The following is a 19444-nucleotide window of genomic DNA, read 5'->3' as shown; positions in this document are numbered from 1 at the left end:
CACGCGCGCAAGCGTGATGTGCACGACATCACAAATCGCTTGACGTGAAAGCGCGTCGGATCAATCTTCACTGTTAAGAAAAAAATACGACTGAGTGGAAACACCGGAGTCGTGAAGGTCATTTGCCGGGGAACAAGCTTCGCGCAGTCGAGGCATCGCCGGCGGGAACAGCGAAAAAGGGGAATTCACAGACATGAGCTCCATTAGCACGGCCCTCGAGCAGCCTGCCGAAAGCAAGCTGCTCAGGCATATCGACTGGCGCGGCGCCTTCTGGGTGGCGAGCGGCGTTCCGGCCCTGGTCCTGTTTTCGATCGGCGGCATTGCCGGCACGACCGGAACGCTGGCCTTCCTCATCTGGACGGTGTCCATGATCATGGGCTTCCTGCAATCCTTCACCTATGCCGAGATCGCCGGCCTGTTCCCGAACAAGTCGGGCGGCGCCTCGATCTACGGCGCCACCGCCTGGCTGCGCTACTCCAAGCTCATTGCGCCGCTGTCGGTGTGGTGCAACTGGTTCGCCTGGTCGCCGGTGCTGTCGCTCGGCTGCTCGATCGCCGCCGCCTACATCCTCAACGCGCTGGCGCCGGTGCCGCTCGTCACCGAGGCGTCGCCCGATGTCGTCGCCTATATCGCCGCGCATGCCGGGACGGCGCCTGCCGATGCGATAGCCGCAGTGACCGCGGCGGCCACGCCGGCGATCCGCACCTGGACGCTGTGGAGCCACACGCTGGGTCCGGTTTCCTTCACCCTCAACGCAACCTTCTTCATCGGCGCGGTGCTGATGCTGATCATCTTCTCGATCCAGCATCGCGGCATTCTGGGCACCGCCAATGTGCAGAAGTATATCGGCCTGCTGGTCATCATCCCGATGCTGATCGTGGGCGTCGTGCCGATCGTCACCGGCCAGATCAACTGGGCGAATTTCTCGCCGCTGGTGCCGCTGGCCGCAGCCTACGCGCCGGAGCCTGGCTCATGGAACATTCCCGGCTGGACGCTGGTGCTGGGCGGCATGTTCATCGCGGCATGGTCGACCTACGGCTTCGAAACGGCTATCTGCTACACCTCCGAGTTCAAAAACCCGGGCACCGACACCTTCAAGGCGATCTTTTATTCCGGCCTGCTCTGCATGCTCTTGTTCATCCTGGTTCCCTTCACCTTCCAGGGCGTGCTGGGTTTGAACGGCATGCTGGCGACGCCGATCGTCGACGGCTCCGGCGTCGCCGATGCACTGGCCGGCATGGTCGGCGGCGGCGCGCTGATCCACAGCCTCCTGGTGATGCTGATGATCCTGGCGCTGGTGCTGTGCATCATGACGGCGATGGCCGGTTCGTCGCGCACGCTCTACCAGGGCTCGGTTGACGGCTGGCTGCCGCGCTATCTCAGCCACGTCAACGAGCACGGCGCGCCGACCCGCGCCATGTGGACCGACCTCGTCTTCAACCTGATCGTGCTGGCCATCGCCTCGGCCGACGCGACGAGCTTCTTCTTCATCCTCGCCGTGTCGAATTGCGGCTACATCATCTTCAACTTCCTCAACCTCAATGCCGGCTGGATCCACCGCATCGACAACGGCCACATCAATCGGCCGTGGAAGGCGCCGAGCTGGCTGCTCGGCGTCGGCGCCATCTTCGCCTATGTCAACGCCATCTTCATGGGCGCCGGCGCCAAGGTGTGGAACCCGATGGCGCTGTGGGCCGGCCTGATCACGGCTGCGTTGATCATTCCGGTGTTCTGCTACCGGCATTACGTCCAGGACAAGGGCAAGTTCCCCGACCACATGCTGGCCGATCTCGGCATGGCGGGAGCCGACCTGTCGGTCAAAAAGGCAGGCATGCTGCCCTACCTGACGCTGGTCGCAGGCGTGGTGGTGATGTTGCTAGCCAACTGGTACTTCGTCATCTGAAAATGACGGCTTGAAAAGGAATGGGCGCGCTTCGGCGCGCCCATTCCTTTTTTGCACAAATGCATCGCATCTGAGAGTGTCTCGGCCAGCCTTGTCAGCCAGCCTTGCGGATGGCCGCTTCGGAGCCTTCGAAGAACCGGTTCGGCGGCCGCTTCAGGCCGAGATTCTCGCGCAAGGTCGTGCCCTCATATTCGCGCCGGAAGAGCCTTCGACGCTGCAGTTCCGGCACCACCTTCTCGGCGAAGTCGTCGAGCCCGGCGGGAAGGTAGGGGAACATGACGTTGAAGCCGTCGGATCCCTCGGCAAGCAGCCACTCCTCCATCGCGTCGGCGATAGTCTTCGGCGTGCCGACAAAGGCAAGGCCGGAATAGCCACCAAGCCGCTGGGCAAGCTGGCGCACGGTGAGGTTCTCGGTCCGCGCGAGTTCGATGACGCGCTCGCGGCTGCTCTTCGAGGCGTTGGTCTCGGGGATTTCAGGCAAGGGCGCATCGGGATCGAAGTGGGCCGCGTCATGGCCGAGCGCGATCGACAGCGAGGCGATGCCGCTCTCATAATAGACCAGGCTGTCGAGCTTCGCCCGCTTGGCCCGCGCCTCCTCGACGCTGTCGCCGACGATGACGAAGGCGCCGGGCAGGATCTTGATATCGTCACGATCGCGGCCGAGTTTTTGCGCCCGGCCTTTGACATCGGCAAAGAAGCGCTGCCCGGCGGCGAGATCGGAATGAGCGGCGAAGATGACCTCAGCCGTTTCGGCCGCCAATTGCCGTCCCGCTTCCGAGGCGCCGGCCTGGACGATGACCGGCCAGCCTTGCACAGGGCGCGCAATGTTGAGCGGGCCGCGCACCGAGAGGTTTTCGCCCTTGTGGTCCAGCACATGCAGCTTCGCGGGATCGAAATAGAGCCCGCTTTCAGCGTCGCGGATGAAGGCATCGTCGGCAAAGCTGTCCCACAGGCCGGTCACCACATCGTAGAATTCCCGCGCGTTGTGGTAGCGCTCGTCATGCTCGACATGCTCGTCGAGACCGAAGTTCAGCGCCGCATCGGGATTGGACGTGGTGACGATGTTCCAGCCGGCGCGGCCACCGCTGATATGATCGAGCGAGGCGAAGCGCCGGGCAATGTGGTAGGGCGCATCGAACGTCGTCGATGCCGTGGCGACCAGGCCGATATGGTCGGTGACGGCGGCGAGCGCCGACAGCAGCGTGAATGGCTCGAACGACGTCACCGTGTGGCTGCGCCGCAGCGCCTCGATCGGCATGTTGAGCACGGCCAGATGGTCGGCCATGAAGAAAGCATCGAACTTGGCCGCTTCCAGCGTCTGCGCGAAGCGCTTCAGATGCGCGAAGTTGAAGTTGGCGTCGGGATAGGAACCGGGATAGCGCCAGGCGCCGGTGTGAAGACTGACCGGGCGCATGAAGGCGCCGAGCCGCAATTGCTTGTTGTCTGCCATGGGATGATCACCTGAGGTGGACGAGCGCGATCCTTTGTTGGAGCATGATCTTTTCCAAAAACCGGGACCCACTTTTTGGGATCATGCCCGCGCTCCGATATATCGCCAAGATCGGACGGCTTTGCCGTGCTGGAAAGGAATCCTGTTTTGCGAAACCCGCGTCGCGGAGCATTTTTGTGTGGGCTGCCGTTCAATCTATTTTGATGAACACGCCCTTGGTGTTGAGATATTCGCCGAGATGCTCTGCGCCACCCTCGCGGCCGTAACCGCTCATCTTGTAGCCACCGAAGGGCACCGCCGGATCGATGGCGTGATAGGTGTTGACCCAGACCGAGCCGGCGCGGATCTTTCGCGACAGCTGGTGCGCGGTGGCGACGTTTTGCGTGAACACCCCGGCGGCAAGACCGTAGGGCGTGTTGTTGGCGCGCTCGACGGCTTCGTTCAGCGTGTCGAAGGGCAGCGCCGAAATGACAGGACCGAAGATTTCCTCGCGCGCGATTTTCATGTCGTCGGAGACGCCGGCGAAGACGGTCGGCGCGACGAAATTGCCGGCGGCGAGCGCGCCCTGCGTCAGGCGGGTACCACCTGTGACCAGCTTGGCACCCTCGGCTGCTCCGGCTTCGAGATAACCCGTCACACGTTCGAGCTGCCGCACCGAAACCAGCGGGCCGATCTCGGTCGCCGGATCGATCCCGTCGCCGATCCTCAGCCCCTCCGCATAAGCGGCGAGCCGCGCGACGAACTCGTCATGGATGGAGCGCTCGACGAACAGGCGCGAACCGGCAATGCAGATCTGGCCGGAATTGGCGAACACCGACATCGCTGCCACCGGCACGGCTTTGTCGAGATCGGCGTCGGCGCAGACGATGACCGGCGACTTGCCGCCCAACTCCAGTGAGACGCGCTTCAGATTGCCGGCCGAGGCGCGGACGATCGACTGGCCGGTCGCGGTCGAGCCGGTGAAGACGATCTTGTCGACGCCCATATGTTCGGCAAGTGGGGCGCCCGCCTCGGAGCCGGTGCCGGTGACGATGTTGACGACACCTGCCGGCACGCCGGCCTCGTTCATGATGTCGGCGATCAGCAGCGGCGTCAGCGGCGCCTCTTCCGACGGTTTCAAAACGATGGTGCAGCCGGTGGCGAGCGCCGGGCCGATCTTCCAGATCGACGCCGCGGTCGGCGCGTTCCACGGAATGATGGCCCCAACGACGCCGACCGGCTCCTTGCGGGTGAACGAAACGATCTCGCCCGCCAGCGAATTGTCGATGGTCTCGCCATGCAGCGCCGTCGCCATGCCGGCGTAGTAACGCAGCATGCCGATGACACGGTTGCGGTTGGCGCGGGTGCGCACGATCGGCATGCCCATATCCGTCGTGTCGGAGCGGCTGATTTCTTCCCAGTGCTTTTCGAAGAGATCGGCGATCTTCAGCAGCAGCACCTGCCGCTCATAGGGCTTGAACCGGCTCCAAGGACCGTCGAAGGCTTTTCGCGCTGCGGCCACCGCAATGTCTATGTCCTGACGGTCGCCGCGCGGCACCGTGGCGATGACCGCGCCGGTCGCCGGATTGCGGGTCTCCATGGTCTGGCCCGAGGCAGCATCGACCCAGGCGCCGTCGATGAACATCTGGCGATGGCGTCCGTCGATCGGCAGGCGCAGGGCGATCGAGGTCTGGGCCAGGGTCATGATCATCCTCCACGCAACAGACGGGGCATCATGGCCATCAGGACGCCACAACGCCGCACGTCAAACGTACGGCGTTGTAGCATTTTTCCAAGAGCGCATCCTATGCGCCAGCAGCGCTCACTCGGCGGCCAGGGCCAGTTGCGGCTGTTTATTGTCCTGCACCGCCTCGCCAGCCGGCTCGTTGGCCTTCTTCGGCTCACGGCCGAAGAACAGCGCATAGCCGGCCGGCAGCACCAGGATGGTGAGCACGGTGGCGACCAGGATGCCGCCCATCATGGCGTAGGCGAGCGGGCCCCAGAACACGGCGCGCGAGATCGGGATCAGCGCCAGCACCGCCGTCATCGCCGTCAGCACGATCGGCCGGAAACGGCGCACGGCCGAGCCGATGATGGCCTCCGATCGGTCCATGCCTCTCGCGATGTCCTGGTCGATCTGGTCGACCAGGATGATCGAGTTGCGCATGATGATGCCGAGGAGCGCGATGACGCCCAAGATAGCGACGAAGCCGAACGGCGCGCCGCTGATCAACAGCGCTGCCGCCGCACCGATGATGCCGAGCGGGCCGGTGGCCAGCACCAGCATCGCCTTGCCGAAATGCTGCAGCTGGATCATCAAAAGCACGACGATGACGGCCAGCATGACCGGCGCCTTGGCGGCGATCGAAGCCTGGCTCTCGGCAGAATCCTCCGCACCGCCCTGGATCTCGATCTTGTAGCCAGGCGCCAGACCGGCGCGCATGCCCTGCATGTCGTTGTAGAGCTTGGTGACGACATCGTTCGACTGCACGCCGTCCGGAAGTGTGGCGCGCACCGAGATGGTCGGCAGGCGGTCGCGGCGCCATTCGACGCCCTGCTCGAGCACGGGCACCACCTTGGCCACCTGCGACAGCGGCACGAAGCCGCCGAAGTCGGTCGGTATATAGACCGAGTCGACCGAGGACAGCAGGTTGCGGCTGGCGTCCGGTTCGCGGGCGACGATGGACACCGTCTCCTCACCATCGCGGAAGTCGTCCAATGACGTGCCAGACATCGATGCCTGCAGCATCTGGCGGATGCGCTGCGAGGTGACGCCGAGCGCACGCGCCCGATCCTGGTCGATGACCAGCTTCATCGCCGGCACCGGCTCCAGCCAGTCGTCATGGACTGCGGCGAGCAGCGGATTTTCGGCGAACTTGGCCTTCACCTGGTCGGCGATGCGGCGCACTTCCTGGCGGTCAGGTCCCATGACGCGCATCTGCACCGGCCAGCCGGTCGGCGGCCCGAGGAACAGGCGATCGACCTTGGAACGGATCGAGGGGAAATCCTGCGCCAGAATGGAGCGCAGCTTGAGGATCAGCCGCTCGCGGGCCGGCTCGTCATTGGCCATCACCAGCAGCTGGGCAAAGTTGGGATTGCGCAATTGCTGGTCGAGCGGCAGGAAGAAGCGCGGCGCGCCCTCGCCGATATAGGTGGCGATGAAACGCTTGTCCTTGTCGTCCATCATCCTCGATTCGAGCGCCTTGGCCTGCGTCTCGACCTCCTTGATCGAGGTTCCCTCAGGCAGCCAGAGATCGACCAGGATTTCGGGACGCGACGACTGCGGGAAGAAGTTCTGCGGGATGAACTGGAACGCCCACAGGCTGGTGGCGAAGGTGACCAGCGTCATCACCAGAACGATGATGCGATGGCGCACCGCCCAGCCGACCGTGGCGCGCAGCCGCCGGTAGAAACCGGTGTCGAAGGCATCGTGATGATTGCCGGCATGCTTGCGCTGCTTGAGGATCATGTAGCCGAGCCACGGCGTGAAATAGACCGCAACGAACCAGGACACGACCAGCGCGATGCCGACGACGTAAAACAGCGTGCGCACATATTCGCCGGCCGTCGAGGCGGCGAAGCCGACCGGGATGAAGCCGGCAGTGGTGATCAGCGTGCCCGTCAGCATCGGGAAGGCGGTCGAGGAATAGGCGAAGCTCGCCGCCTCGATCTTGACCAGCCCCTCCTCCAGCTTGCGTTCCATCATTTCGACGACGATCATGGCGTCGTCGACGAGGAGACCCAGCGCAATGATCAGCGCGCCGAGCGAAATGCGCTGCAGGTCGATGCCTAGCTCGTACATGATGGCGAAGGTGGCGGCGAGCACCAGCGGAATGGCGATGGCGATGACCAGGCCGGAGCGCCAGCCGATCGACAGCAGCGAGACCGCAAGCACGATCAGCAGCGCTTCGCCGAGCGCCTCCATGAACTCCTTCACCGCATCGCGCACGACCTCCGGCTGGTCGGAGATCTGGTCGACCGAAACACCGTACAGCAGCGCCTCTTCGAAGCGCTTGTAGGTTGCTTCGACATCCTTGCCGACATCGGTGACGTTGAAGCCCTTGGCCATGACGACGCCGACCTGGACGCTTTCGTGGCCGTTGAAGCGGTATTTGCGCTGATAGGGATCCTCAAGGCCGGAGGACACGGTGGCGATGTCGCCGAGACGCGTCACCTGGCCGCCGGCGCGCAGACGCAATTCCCTGATGTCGGCTGCCTTGGTGACGTCGCCTTCGACCGAGATGCGCACCGAGCGCAGGCCGGTGTCGACGGAGCCTGCCGGATCGACATTGTTCTGGCCCTTGATGGCGTTCTGCAGGTCGGTCAGCGTCAGGCCGCGTTCGGCCAGCGCCTTGGACGAGATGTCGATATAGATCTTCTCCGGCTGGTCACCGATGATGACGGCCTTCTCGACACCCGGTGTCGTCAACAGCATGTCGCGCGCCTGGATGGCGAACTTCTTCAGCTCGGGATAGGAGTAGCCATCGCCGCTGATCGAATGCAGCGTGATGAAGGTGTCGCCGAACTCGTCGTTGAAATAGGGGCCGAGCAGGCCTTGCGGCAGGTCGCCTGAGATGTCGCCGACCTTCTTGCGCACCTGATAGAAGGCGTCCTTCACCTCCTCGGCATTGGCGTCGCCCTTGATCTGGACGGTGATGATGGCGCTGCCGGCGCGCGTGTAGGAGCGGACGAAATCGAGATGCGGCGTTTCCTGCAGCTTGCGCTCGATCTTGTTGACGACCTGGTCCTCCATCTCCTGGATCGAGGAGCCAGGCCAGATCGCCTGGACGACCATGACGCGGAAGGTGAAATCGGGATCTTCCTTCTGGCCCATGCGCATCAGGCCGAGCCCGCCGGCGATGATGATCAGGCCGAACAGGAAGCGCGCAATGGAAGGATGGCCAATGGCCCAGCGCGAAAGATTGAAAGGCCGCTTTTCACTGCTGTCGTTGGTGGTGGTCATCGGCGTCAGTCCAATTCGTTGATCGTGAGCGCATACCCTTGGCATGCGGCTTCAGGGAATTCCGATGCTGGCTTCCGGGCGGCGAGGCTTTCCGAGCGGGAGAGACTCTCATCGCGGTGGGACGCGTGGATCGATGCGGGGGAACTCGACCTTGGCGTCTCGACCATCGGGCACTCGCCGCCCGGAAACCATGAATGCTTCGCCAGCCTTTTCGCCGAAGCGACGATCAAGCCGGCTTCATGCGTCTGCCTTCAGCGCAGGGCCTTTGCGGCGTCGCCTTCCGCAGAAGCGGCCTGCACCGCGTCGCCGGTCAGCTTGACCTTGAGATTCTCGCTCATGAACTGAGTGCCGGCGGCAACGACGACATCACCCGGCTTGAGCCCGTCGGCGACACTGACGCCGTCAGCGGTAAACTCCGCAACCTTGACCGGGCGCTCGTGCACCGTCTCGCCGGCGCGGTCGACGGTCCAGACAATCTTGCGGCCATCCTTTTCCGCCAGCGCGCTGAGTGGGATCGACACCATCTCCTGCTTCTTGGCCACCGAAGCCTCGATGTTGGCGGTCATGCCGAGCAGCACGCGCGGATCGTCGGGCAGCGAGACACGCACGGCAAAGGTGCGCGACTGCTGGTCTGCGCTGCCGGCCACTTCGCGAACCTTGCCGGAGAGCTTCAGCGCATCGTCGGACCAGAAGCTGGCCGTGACGTCCTTGCCTGGCTTGAAGGCGGCGACGTCCATTTCAGGAACCGCGATTAGTACTTCCTTTTCGCCATCGACAGCAACCGTCATGACCGGCGTTCCGGCGCCGACCACCTGGCCGACATCGGCGCTGACAGCGGTGACGATGCCGTTCTCGCTGGCCTTGAGATCGGTATAGACGACCTGGTTCTGCGCCTGTGAAAGGGTCGAACGGGCGGCATCGCGGCTCGCCACCGCCTGGTTGTAGCTCAGCGTCGCCTGCTCGAGCTGCGACTTGGAGGTGAAATTCTTGGCATAGAGTTGCTCGGCGCGCTTTCTGGTCAGGTCGACCGTCTCGACCTGCCGCTCGGCGGCATCGAGACTGGCCTTGGCGCTCTTGACCGAAAGCTCGTAATCGGTGGAATCGATACGGGCGAGCACATCGCCCGATGTCACATGCTGGCCGATATCGACAAGGCGCTGGGTCACCTTGCCCGAGATGCGAAAGCCGAGATTCATTTCGGTGCGGGCGCGCACCGAGCCGGAATAGGCGAGTTCGCGGCTGTTTTGCGCCTGGCCGATCTCGACCACCTTGACCGGGCGGATAATGTCCTGGACTTCGGCCTTTTCCTGGCTGCAGGCGGCGAGCCCGAGCGTGGCGACGATCAGGCCGGCGACCGGCAGCTTGCGGAGGATGGAACTGGACAAAGACACTTTCGTACTCCCGACTGGAGATGAACGGTCGACACCGGCGCCCGGCGGGCGGCGGTTATTTCAGGGCTTTGATTGCGTAATCGATGAGGTCGTCGGGCATCGCCCGGTTGGTCTTGGCAAGGCACTGCGCCACCATTTGCGGGTGGCACAGAATGACGGTGGCGGCGCCGAAGCAGCGCGATGCGATGACCGGATCCTGTTCTCTAAACTCACCGGCGGCGATGCCTTCGCGGATCACCTCGGCAAACAGGTCGTGAATGCTGTCGATATGCTTGTCGATGACACTCCAGTCGCGCTCGAGCGCGACGATCACCATCTCGTGCACCTTCTGGTCGTCGAGCATGACTTCCAGCGTCATCTTGTACTGCGCATGGATATAGCGACGCAGCCGCTCCTCGGCGCTGATCGGCAGGCGGCAGATCGCGTAGGCCATATTGTAGCTGGCGAGGAGCATGCGGCCGCAGACGGCCTGGTGGATTTCGACCTTGGAGGCGAAGAAACGGTAGATGTTGGCCGGCGACATGCCGAGTTCGCGGGCGATATCGGCAACATTGGTCTTGCCGTACCCGTAGTGGCGGAAGAGGCGCTCAGCGCAGTCGAGAATGCGCGTGACATTCTCCTGGCGGGCGGCGTCGACCATGATGCTGGCGGCTTCGGACATTAGCTCTTTGTCAATTAACGAGTGACGAATTTCAATTTTCGTCAGTCGTAAATCCAAAAGAGCGGGCTGTCAACGCGGAATCGACGTACGCGTACGAATGGTGACAGATGGTGACAAGGAGTGGTGGCCGAGCCGACGATCGCGGTTAGCGGCCGCTTTCGAATTTGTCATCCTGGCGAAGCAAGGGCGAAATGGCGCGGCGCAAACCCTAGGATCCATTCCGGGGCGCCCGTAAAAGGTAAGACGAATCAAGATGTTACGCCGATTGGCGTGCTGTCATTCGACGCAGCCATGCTCGGCTGCTAGCGCAATGCCGCAAGGTCACAGCATGGACCCTAGGGTTTCCGCGACGTCGCTTCGCGACTGCTCCACCCTAGGATGACGAAGTCGCGGAGGCCTGCGACAAATTGTCGAGTCGCAGCAAGAGTGCCAATGCCGCCGCTTAAGCCCCCTTCGCCATTTCCCGCAGCCGGAACTTCTGGATCTTCCCCGTCGACGTCTTCGGGATCTCCGCAAAAATCACCGCCTTCGGCACCTTGAAGCGGGCGAGCAAGGCGCGGCAGTGCTCGATGATCTCGGCCTCGCTCGCCGCTTTGCCGGGCTTGAGCTCGACATAGGCGACCGGAACCTCGCCCCATTTGTCGTCGGCCCTGGCAACGACACCGCAGGACGCTACGGACGGGTGCTTGTAGAGCGCATCCTCGACCTCGATCGACGAAATATTCTCCCCGCCGGAGATGATGATGTCCTTGGAGCGGTCCTTGAGCTGGATGTAGCCGTCGGGATGCATGACGCCGAGGTCGCCGGAATGGAACCAGCCGCCGGCAAAGGCCTCGTCGGTTGCCTTCCTGTTTTTCAGATAGCCCTTCATGACGATGTTGCCGCGGAACATGACCTCGCCGATGGTCTCGCCGTCGGCCGGTGTCTCCTGCATTGTTTCCGGGTCCATCACCGTCAGGCCTTCGAGTGCGGCATAGCGCACGCCTTGCCTGGCCTTCTTCTGCGCCTTCGCTCCCTTGTCGAGATCGTCCCACGCGCCATGCCATTCGTTGACGACCGCCGGGCCATAGGTCTCGGTCAGGCCATAGAGATGGGTGACGGCAAAGCCGGCATCGGCCATGCCCGACAGCACGGCTTCCGGCGGCGGTGCGGCCGCGGTGTTGAAGGTGACCGTCTGCGCGAAATGGCGCTTGTCTTCCTCCCTGGCGTTGATCAGCACCGACATCACGACGGGCGCACCGCACAGATGGGTGACGCCATGGTCGGCGATGGCGTCGTAGATCGGCTTCGGCCGCACCCAGCGCAGGCAGACATGGGTGCCGGCCTGGACGGCCATCGTCCACGGAAAGCACCAGCCATTGCAGTGGAACATCGGCAGCGTCCAGAGATAGACGGCGTGCTTGGCCATGCCGGCATGGATGGTGTTGGTGTAGGCCATCAGGGCGGCGCCGCGATGATGATAGACGACGCCCTTCGGATTGCCTGTCGTGCCTGAGGTGTAGTTGAGCGAGATGGCGTCCCATTCGTCGTCGGGCATCGACCAGACATAGTCGGCGTCACCGCCTGCGACGAACTCCTCATAGTCGAACGCGCCGATGCGCTCACCCTTGGGATAGGGCGCATCGGTGGCATAATCGGGATCGTCATAATCAATGACAAGCGGCTTGACCTTGGCCAGGGCCAGCGCCTGTTTGACGACGGCGGAAAATTCACGGTCGACGATCAGCACCTTGGTCTCGGCGTGGTCGAGCTGGAAGGCGATGACGGCGGCGTCGAGCCTTGTGTTGAGCGAATGCAGCACCGCCTTGGTCATCGGCACGCCGAAATGCGCCTCCAGCATCGGCGGCGTGTTGGAGAGCATGACGGTCACCGTATCGCCCTTGCCAATGCCGTGCTTCGACAGCGCCGAGGCGAGCTTCAGCGAGCGCCGCCAGAAGGTGCGATAGGTGATGCGCTGGCTGCCATGGATGATGGCGACATGGTCGGGATAGGTGCTTGCCGCCCGCTCCAGATAGGTGAGCGGCGTCAGCGGCTGGTGGTTGGCAGCGTTCTTGCCGAGATCTTGATCGTAGGGATTGCCCATCCCGTTCTCCCCGAATTTTCTTTGTTGAGAACTTCTAACCACAGGTTCCGGCTACGTCACCATCAGCGATTCCCGACCGGACGCATTTGGCGCAATGATTATCCAGATTCGATGGGCAAAAAGGTATCGTGCACCCACGCGGTTTGACTTTTGTCGAGAGCCGTGAATAATGTCAGCCGAGGAGACGGCATGGCGATCCGACCGGCAGAACAGCTTATCCACAAGGCCGCGTGGCTCTATTATGCCCATGGCCTGCGCCAGGACCAGGTCGCCAGCCAGCTTAACATTTCCCGCGCCTCGGTCGCCATGTATCTGCGCAAGGCGCGCGAGACCGGCATCGTCAACATCTCGACCTCGACGCAGCTGTTCACCGACGACGTACTTGCCCGCCAGCTCGAGGACGCACTCAAGCTCGACGCCGTCTGGATCGCGCCAGAGAACGACTATGTCCTCGATCCATCGACAGACATTGCAGTGCTGGCGGCGAGCGTCTTTCTCGAACTGGTCAAGAAGGGCGACCGCATCGGCGTCGCCTGGGGCCGTACCGTCTACACCATCGCCGACGTCATGTCCTATGCCGATCTGCAGGACGTCACTGTGGTGCAGCTCTGTGGCAATCTCGGCGCGCCCTATTCCTACCGTCCCGACCAGTGCACGATGGAGATCGCCCGCCGACTCAACGCCAAGGGCCTGAATTTCTACGCGCCGCTGGTGCTGACGACGGAATTGCTGGCGCATGGGCTGCGCGCCGAGCCGGTGATCCGCGAGCAATTGGCCGATATCGGCAATTGCGATCTGGCGCTCTATTCGGTCGGCACCATCGACGCCGACAGCCATGTCGTCAAATGCGGCGCGCTAAGCCCCGGCGAGATGGGGGTGTTGCGCGAGGCGGGTGCGGCCGGCGTCATCGCCGGCCAGATCATCGATGCCGCCGGCAAGGCGCTCGATTGCAGCTATAACCGCCGCGTCATCTCAGCCTCGCTGTCGTCGCTGCGCCAAATCGAAAAGCGCCTGATGGTGGTGCAGGAGGACAGCAAGTTCGAACCGCTGTTGGCCGCACTCGCCGGCGGGCTCTGCACGCATCTCGTCGTCGGCGCCAGCATGGCGCGGCGGCTGCTCGACCATGCTGGAGCCAGTGCGGGGGCAAAAAAGGCTTCCTGACAAACGAAATCCTGCAGCCGGCGCATTGTCATCAAGGCGTCGTGGCATTCCTGTTCACAGCAACATCAAAGACAGCAAAGCGGACATAGCGACATGAAGAACCTTTGGAATGATGGCGAGGCGGAAAAGCTCGTTGCCGACTATGCGAAAAAGGGCGTTGCCCGCGACCTTGCGCTGCGCGTCTACACCACCCGGCTGCTCGGCGGCGAGCCGCGGCTGGTGCTGCATGGTGGCGGCAACACGTCCTGCAAGACCAAGGCGACCGACCTCGTCGGCGACGAGTGGGATGTGCTGTGCGTCAAGGGCAGCGGCTGGGACATGGGCGTCATCGAGCCGCAAGGACTGCCGGCGGTGAAGATGGGCGCGCTCTTGAAGGCGCGCGCGCTGGACAGCCTATCCGACGAGGACATGGTGGCGCTGCAGCGGGCTAACCTGATCGATCCTGCCTCACCCAACCCTTCGGTCGAGACGCTGCTGCACGCCTTCCTGCCACACAAATTCGTCGACCACACCCATTCGACCGCGATCCTCGCCATCGTCGACCAGGAAGACAGCAAGGCGCTGATCAAGACGGTGTTCGGCGACAGAATGGGCTACGTGCCCTACATCAAGCCAGGCTTCGACCTCGCCAAGGTGGCGGCCGATGTCTACGACGCCGACCCTGATGTCGAAGGCCTGATCCTCGACAAGCACGGCATCTTCACCTTCGGCGACGATGCGAAGCAGGCCTATGACCGCATGATCCACTATGTGAACGTCGCCGAGGATTATGTGGCGAAGAACGGCAAGCCGCAGTCTGCGAAGGCAGCGCTGCCGGCAAAGCTCGCAACGCCGGCTGCCATCGCACCGACGCTGCGCGGCGCGGTGGCGGTATCGCGTGGCGAAGGCCGCTTCGATCGCATGATCAGCGATTTCCGCACCTCGGACGCGATCGTCGATTTCATCAACTCGGCCGGCATTGCAGACTACGCCGCGCGCGGTGTGTCGACCCCCGATCTGTCGATCCGCATCAAGACCGGGCCGATGGCGGTGCCGGCGCCGGACGCCGACAAGGCCGGCGACTACAAGGCCGTCATCAAGAGCCATGTCGACGCCTTCGCTAAGGAGTATCGCGCCTATTTCGAAACCAATGACGCGCTGGACGATGTCAAGCGCACCATGCTCGACCCGATGCCCCGGCTGACGCTGGTGCCGGGCCTCGGCATGTTCGGCCATGGCCGCACGCTGAAGGATGCGAAGATCGCGTCCGATGTCGGCGAGATGTGGATCGAGGCGGTGCGCGGCGCCGAGGCCGTAGGCAGCTTCCATCCGCTGTCCAAGGCCGACCTCTTCCCGCTCGAATACTGGTCGCTGGAACAAGCCAAGCTTGCCTCGAACAAACCGAAGCCGCTGACCGGCCAGGTGGTGCTGATCACCGGCGGCGCCGGCGCGATTGGCGCAGCGACTGCCAAGCTTTTCGCCGCCAACGGCGCGCATGCGGTCGTCGTCGATCTCGACGCGGCAAAGGCTGCAGAAGCTGCCAAGGCGGCCGGCAACAATTCGATCGGCGTCGGCGCCGACATCACCAACCCAGCCCAGATGCGCGCGGCCTTCGACAAGGCGGTCGCCGTCTATGGCGGTGTCGACATCCTGGTCTCCAATGCCGGCGCCGCCTGGGAAGGCCGCATCGGCGAACTCGACGATGCCCTGCTGCGCAAGAGCTTTGAGCTCAACTTCTTCGCTCACCAGTCGGCGGCGCAGAACGCGGTGCGCATCATGCTGGAACAGGGCACCGGCGGCGTGCTGCTGTTCAACACCTCCAAGCAGGCGGTCAATCCCGGCCCGAAATTCGGTGCCTATGGCGTGCCGAAGGCGGCGACGCTGTTCCTGTCCAGGCAGTATGCGCTGGATTACGGCGCGCACGGCATCCGCTCGAACGCCGTCAATGCCGACCGTATCCGCTCCGGCCTGTTGACCGACGCCATGATCGCCAGCCGTTCGGGCGCGCGCGGCGTATCGGAGAAGGAATACATGTCCGGTAATCTGCTCGGACAGGAAGTGACGGCCGACGACGTGGCGCAAGCCTTCCTTCATCACGCGCTGGCCGAGCGCACCACCGCAGATGTCACCACGGTCGACGGCGGCAACATCGCGGCAGCGCTGCGCTGAAGATAGAACTGGAGCGGTTTATCGTTTGACCAAAACGGCGAACCGCTCCCGGTCTTGACGGACTCCAAGGGGAAAACCGCTTTCGCACGTCGTGCTGAAAAACTGCTTGAGCCGGTCAAAATATCACTCCAATCCTTTGCTTATTGCTCGACCAGTTTAAGGGGCATCTCGTGTTTCGCATGCGAGCTCCAACCCTGACCCTTGTGGAGTTGTCGATGGCAGCGAAAAGACTTCGTATCGGCGTACTCTTTGGCGGGCGCTCCGCCGAACATGAAGTTTCGCTGCTTTCGGCAACCAATGTCATGCGTTCGCTGGAGCCGGCGAAATACGACGCCGTTCCCATCTTCGTCACCCGCGAAGGCCAATGGCTGCTAAGCCAATTCAAGGACGGCGCGCTGGCGACGCCGTCTGACGGCACGCAGCTCTGCCTGGTGCCCGGAGGACAAGGACGGATGCTGGCGATCCCCGCCAAGGACGCACCGCACGACCTGCCTGATATCGATATCCTGTTTCCCGTCCTGCACGGACTGCATGGCGAGGACGGCGCCGTGCAGGGGCTGGCCGAGGTGGCGCGCGTGCCGCTCGCCGGCTGCGGCATCCTCGGCTCGGCCGCCGCGCTCGACAAGGATGTCGCCAAGCGACTGCTGAAGGCGGCCGGCGTGCCTGTCGCGCGCTCGGTGACGATCGAGGACGGTGCAGTCCCTCCGCTCACGGCGCTTGAAGACCAACTCGGGCTGCCACTGTTCATCAAGCCGGCACGGCAGGGCTCGTCCGTCGGCGTCGCCAAGGTCAACGGCAGTCAGGAATTCGAGCGGGCGCTGGCAGATGCCTTCCAACATGATCGCAAGCTGCTGGCGGAGGAATTCATTCGCGGCCGAGAGATTGAATTCAGCGTTCTGGAGAGCCCTGAAGGCGAGCTCTTCGTCTCCCGTCCGGGCGAGATCGTGCCGGCGGAAAGCCACGGCTTCTACAACTACAATGCCAAATACGTCGACGAGAATGGCGCGGCATTGATGGTGCCGGCGCAGCTGCCGCCGGAGGTCGAGGCCGCCATGCGCGACATGGCGGCAAAGGCGTTCAGGGCCGTCGGCTGCGACGCGATGGCGCGCGTCGACTTTTTCCTGATGCCGGACATGACGTTCGTGATCAACGAACTCAACACCATCCCCGGCTTCACCGACATCAGCATGTACGCCAAGGCGATGGCGGCAAGCGGCGTCAGCTATCCGGAGGTCATCGACCGGCTGGTCGCGCATGGGCTGGCGCGTGCCAAGCGGACATGATGAAGGTATAAGCACCCTCGCCAACTCGATAGCGCGGCCACGAACGCGCGCTAATCTCTCAAACGTCGGCGCTGCCCCTCACCTGCCTGCCGGCATCCTCTCCCCGTAGTGTGACGGGGAGAGGGGCGCTGTCATCGCGGGTTTCGCCAATCACCGGCGTTGCAAGAAAGGCGCCGGCGTCGCGGCCAGTTCCCTTCCCCCCGTCACTATACGGGGAGAAGGTGCCGGCAGGCGGATGAGGGGCGGCGCCGACTTCGATAGTCAACAGCCTTGCTTTGCGATCCGAAAGCTTTCGCTGACCCGGACGCTACTTCGTGTTCGGGTTCGGCATCCAGGCGGGCATCGCGACATCGGCATGGGCGAACTGCGGCAGCTTGGCCGACAGGTCTTCCATGTTCTTGATGTCCTTGTCGATCAAGTCCTTCTGGGTGATCAGCGTCGGCGGCACGATGACGTTGTGGCCGGGGTCCTCACCGGCGAGCAGCTGTGCCAGCGCGCGCACCGAGACCTGGCCGACGACGGCCGGGTTGGTGGCGGCGGTGGCGGCCCAGGCACTGTCGGTTTCGCGCATCGCTGATATGTCCGAGGTCGAGATGTCGGCCGAATAGATCTTGATCTTCTTGTTCAACCCCGCCTCGTCGACGGCGATCTTCACACCCTTAGCGAATTCGTCATAAGGCGCGAACATCACATTGATATCGGGATGCGCCTGCAGCACCGAGCGCGCCTGGTTTGCGACCGAGTTGGCGATCGGATTGTCGAGCGTGCCGAACATCGCGACTTCCTTGATGCCGGCATACTTCTTCTTGACGTCGACCCAGGTCTCGTTGCGGCGGTCGAGCGGGGCGATGCCGGCGACATAGACATAGCCGGCGTTCCAGCTCTCGCTATTGTCCTTGACCGCCTGTTCGAGCGCGAGCCTCGCAAGGTCCTTGTCGGACTGTTCGACTTGCGGGATTTTCGGGTTTTCGACATTGACGTCGAAGGCGACAACCTTGATGCCGGCATCGACCGCGCGCTGGGCGGCATCCTTCATCGATTCCGTCAGGCCGTGCTGGATGATGATGCCCTGCACGCCAAGCGCGATGGCCTGGTCGACCATGTCGGACTGAAGGGCCGCATCCTGGCGGCTGTCGAGCACGCGCAAATCGATGCCGAGCGCCTTCGACTGCGCCTCGACGCCCGAGAGATAGGCCTGGAAGAAATCGCCGGTCGAGAGATAGCGCACCAGGGCGATCTTGACGCCCGGCTTGTCGAACGGCGCCGGCTTGTCGGCGGCAAACGCCGGGACCTGCATCAGCATTGTTGCACCGGCGAGCCCGAGTGCGACCTTCACCAGAAGTCTTCTTGTGATGTTCACTTTGTTTCCTCCACTTGTTGAACCCAAAACTGTTCCGGCAGCCGTTCTATCTCCTGCCCCGGCCGGAAAGGGCGAAGGTGAAGACAAGGGCGACGACGAGAACCACGCCCTTGACGAAATCCTGCGTGTAGTAGGGCGCGTTCATCATCGTCAGGCCTTGCAGCAGGATGCCGACGAACAGCGCGCCGACGGCGGTGCCGAAGGCGTTCGGCTTGGCGGCGCCGAGCACCGCGTAGCCGATCAGCGCCGCGGCAACCGCATCGAGCAGCAGATTATTACCCGAGGCGATGTCGCCGCGTCCAAGCCGTGCTGCGAGCAAAATACCGCCGATCGAGGCAAAAACTCCTGAAATGACGTAGGCCCAGATTTTGTATGCCTTGACAGGCGCGCCGGCGAGTTCGGCGGCACGTTCATTGGAGCCGACGGCATACATCATGCGGCCGAAACGCGTGTATTCGAGGAAGAACCAGATCAGCACGGCAAGCACGATGAGCACGACCACCGAGACCGGGATGAGGTTCGGAATGAAGAAGTCGAAGCGGTGGCGGCCAAGCGCCAGGAAGGCATCGGAGAATTTGCCGTTGGCGACCGAGCCGTCGGGCATGGTCATGCCGGTGGCGATGGAGCGGCCTTCGGTCGGGATGCGCTGCAGGCCGACGAGCAGGAACATCATGCCGAGCGTCGCCAGCAGATCGGGCACGCGCATATAGACGATCAGCCAGCCATTGATCAGGCCGACAATGGCGCCGATGAGCAGGCAAACGACGACCGCGACGACGACATTCTGCTCCAGCACCACCATGACATAGGCCGCCGCCATCATGGCTGAGGTCGCTACCGAGCCGATCGACAGGTCGAAGCCGCCGACGACTAGCGTGGCGGTGACGCCGAGCGCCAGCACGCCGGTGATGGCGACGGACTGGAAGATGAAGACGGCACTTTGCGGCGAGACGAACCCGTCGGCGGCGATGGCGAAATACGCGATCAGCCCGAACAGAAGCACGATGAAACCATAGCGGATGGCGTAGTCGCGCAGCGTCATTCAGCGCCCGCCATCAATAC

At 63.2% G+C, this 19444-nt stretch carries 12 protein-coding genes; 4 read left to right on the top strand and 8 right to left on the bottom strand.

Annotated features, from left to right (window positions below; all coding sequences use genetic code 11):
• Positions 1-193: 193 nt before the first annotated feature.
• Entirely contained in the window at positions 194-1903 is a 1710-nt protein-coding gene (locus ACYHH6_RS14435) for a trimethylamine N-oxide permease (RefSeq protein ID WP_352584392.1), read from the top strand.
• Between the two features lie 94 nt (positions 1904-1997).
• Here ACYHH6_RS14435 and ACYHH6_RS14430 read toward each other — a convergent pair whose 3' ends face one another.
• The 6 genes from ACYHH6_RS14430 to ACYHH6_RS14405 form a co-directional block, all read right to left on the bottom strand.
• Entirely contained in the window at positions 1998-3353 is a 1356-nt protein-coding gene (locus ACYHH6_RS14430; RefSeq protein WP_352584390.1) for an LLM class flavin-dependent oxidoreductase, read from the bottom strand.
• Between the two features lie 190 nt (positions 3354-3543).
• Positions 3544-5037 (bottom strand): aldehyde dehydrogenase family protein, encoded by a 1494-nt coding sequence (locus ACYHH6_RS14425; protein ID WP_352584388.1) that lies wholly within the window; start codon positions 5035-5037, stop codon positions 3544-3546.
• A gap of 117 nt (positions 5038-5154) precedes the next feature.
• Positions 5155-8295, bottom strand: a complete 3141-nt coding sequence (locus tag ACYHH6_RS14420) for an efflux RND transporter permease subunit (protein ID WP_352584387.1) — start codon at positions 8293-8295, stop codon at positions 5155-5157.
• Positions 8296-8546: 251 nt separating this feature from the next.
• Positions 8547-9686: an efflux RND transporter periplasmic adaptor subunit gene (locus ACYHH6_RS14415; RefSeq protein WP_352584386.1), complete on the bottom strand. Its 1140-nt coding sequence runs from the start codon at positions 9684-9686 to the stop codon at positions 8547-8549.
• A gap of 55 nt (positions 9687-9741) precedes the next feature.
• Entirely contained in the window at positions 9742-10347 is a 606-nt protein-coding gene (locus ACYHH6_RS14410; protein ID WP_352584384.1) for a TetR/AcrR family transcriptional regulator, read from the bottom strand.
• Between the two features lie 442 nt (positions 10348-10789).
• A complete protein-coding gene (locus ACYHH6_RS14405; RefSeq protein ID WP_352584382.1) occupies positions 10790-12430 on the bottom strand; it encodes an acyl-CoA synthetase in 1641 nt (546 codons plus the stop codon).
• Between the two features lie 189 nt (positions 12431-12619).
• Between ACYHH6_RS14405 and ACYHH6_RS14400 the strand changes: the two genes are divergently transcribed.
• The 3 genes from ACYHH6_RS14400 (at position 12620) to ACYHH6_RS14390 (ending at position 17022) form a co-directional block, all read left to right on the top strand.
• On the top strand, positions 12620-13591 hold the full coding sequence (locus tag ACYHH6_RS14400) for a sugar-binding transcriptional regulator (protein ID WP_352584381.1): 972 nt from the start codon (positions 12620-12622) through the stop codon (positions 13589-13591).
• 93 nt (positions 13592-13684) lie between these two features.
• On the top strand, positions 13685-15739 hold the full coding sequence (locus tag ACYHH6_RS14395; protein ID WP_352584379.1) for a bifunctional aldolase/short-chain dehydrogenase: 2055 nt from the start codon (positions 13685-13687) through the stop codon (positions 15737-15739).
• Positions 15740-15954: 215 nt separating this feature from the next.
• Positions 15955-17022 (top strand): D-alanine--D-alanine ligase family protein, encoded by a 1068-nt coding sequence (locus tag ACYHH6_RS14390; protein WP_435053241.1) that lies wholly within the window; start codon positions 15955-15957, stop codon positions 17020-17022.
• 307 nt (positions 17023-17329) lie between these two features.
• Here ACYHH6_RS14390 and ACYHH6_RS14385 read toward each other — a convergent pair whose 3' ends face one another.
• On the bottom strand, positions 17330-18382 hold the full coding sequence (locus tag ACYHH6_RS14385; RefSeq protein WP_352584377.1) for a substrate-binding domain-containing protein: 1053 nt from the start codon (positions 18380-18382) through the stop codon (positions 17330-17332).
• 46 nt (positions 18383-18428) lie between these two features.
• Positions 18429-19424 (bottom strand): ABC transporter permease, encoded by a 996-nt coding sequence (locus ACYHH6_RS14380; protein ID WP_181058462.1) that lies wholly within the window; start codon positions 19422-19424, stop codon positions 18429-18431.
• Positions 19425-19444 lie beyond the last annotated feature (20 nt).

Source organism: Mesorhizobium sp. P171375, assembly GCF_057786075.1.
Note: the sequence above shows the minus strand (reverse complement) of the source record. Positions and strands in the feature narration are given on the sequence as shown.

Excerpts from the sequence above, each read along its gene's own strand:
- ACYHH6_RS14435 (WP_352584392.1), top strand. The coding sequence starts at position 194 with ATGAGCTCCATTAGCACGGCCCTCGAGCAGCCTGCCGAAAGCAAGCTG.
- ACYHH6_RS14430 (WP_352584390.1), bottom strand. The coding sequence starts at position 3,353 with ATGGCAGACAACAAGCAATTGCGGCTCGGCGCCTTCATGCGCCCGGTC.
- ACYHH6_RS14425 (WP_352584388.1), bottom strand. The coding sequence starts at position 5,037 with ATGACCCTGGCCCAGACCTCGATCGCCCTGCGCCTGCCGATCGACGGA.
- ACYHH6_RS14420 (WP_352584387.1), bottom strand. The coding sequence starts at position 8,295 with ATGACCACCACCAACGACAGCAGTGAAAAGCGGCCTTTCAATCTTTCG.
- ACYHH6_RS14410 (WP_352584384.1), bottom strand. The coding sequence starts at position 10,347 with ATGTCCGAAGCCGCCAGCATCATGGTCGACGCCGCCCGCCAGGAGAAT.
- ACYHH6_RS14405 (WP_352584382.1), bottom strand. The coding sequence starts at position 12,430 with ATGGGCAATCCCTACGATCAAGATCTCGGCAAGAACGCTGCCAACCAC.
- ACYHH6_RS14400 (WP_352584381.1), top strand. The coding sequence starts at position 12,620 with ATGGCGATCCGACCGGCAGAACAGCTTATCCACAAGGCCGCGTGGCTC.
- ACYHH6_RS14395 (WP_352584379.1), top strand. The coding sequence starts at position 13,685 with ATGAAGAACCTTTGGAATGATGGCGAGGCGGAAAAGCTCGTTGCCGAC.
- ACYHH6_RS14390 (WP_435053241.1), top strand. The coding sequence starts at position 15,955 with ATGGCAGCGAAAAGACTTCGTATCGGCGTACTCTTTGGCGGGCGCTCC.
- ACYHH6_RS14380 (WP_181058462.1), bottom strand. The coding sequence starts at position 19,424 with ATGACGCTGCGCGACTACGCCATCCGCTATGGTTTCATCGTGCTTCTG.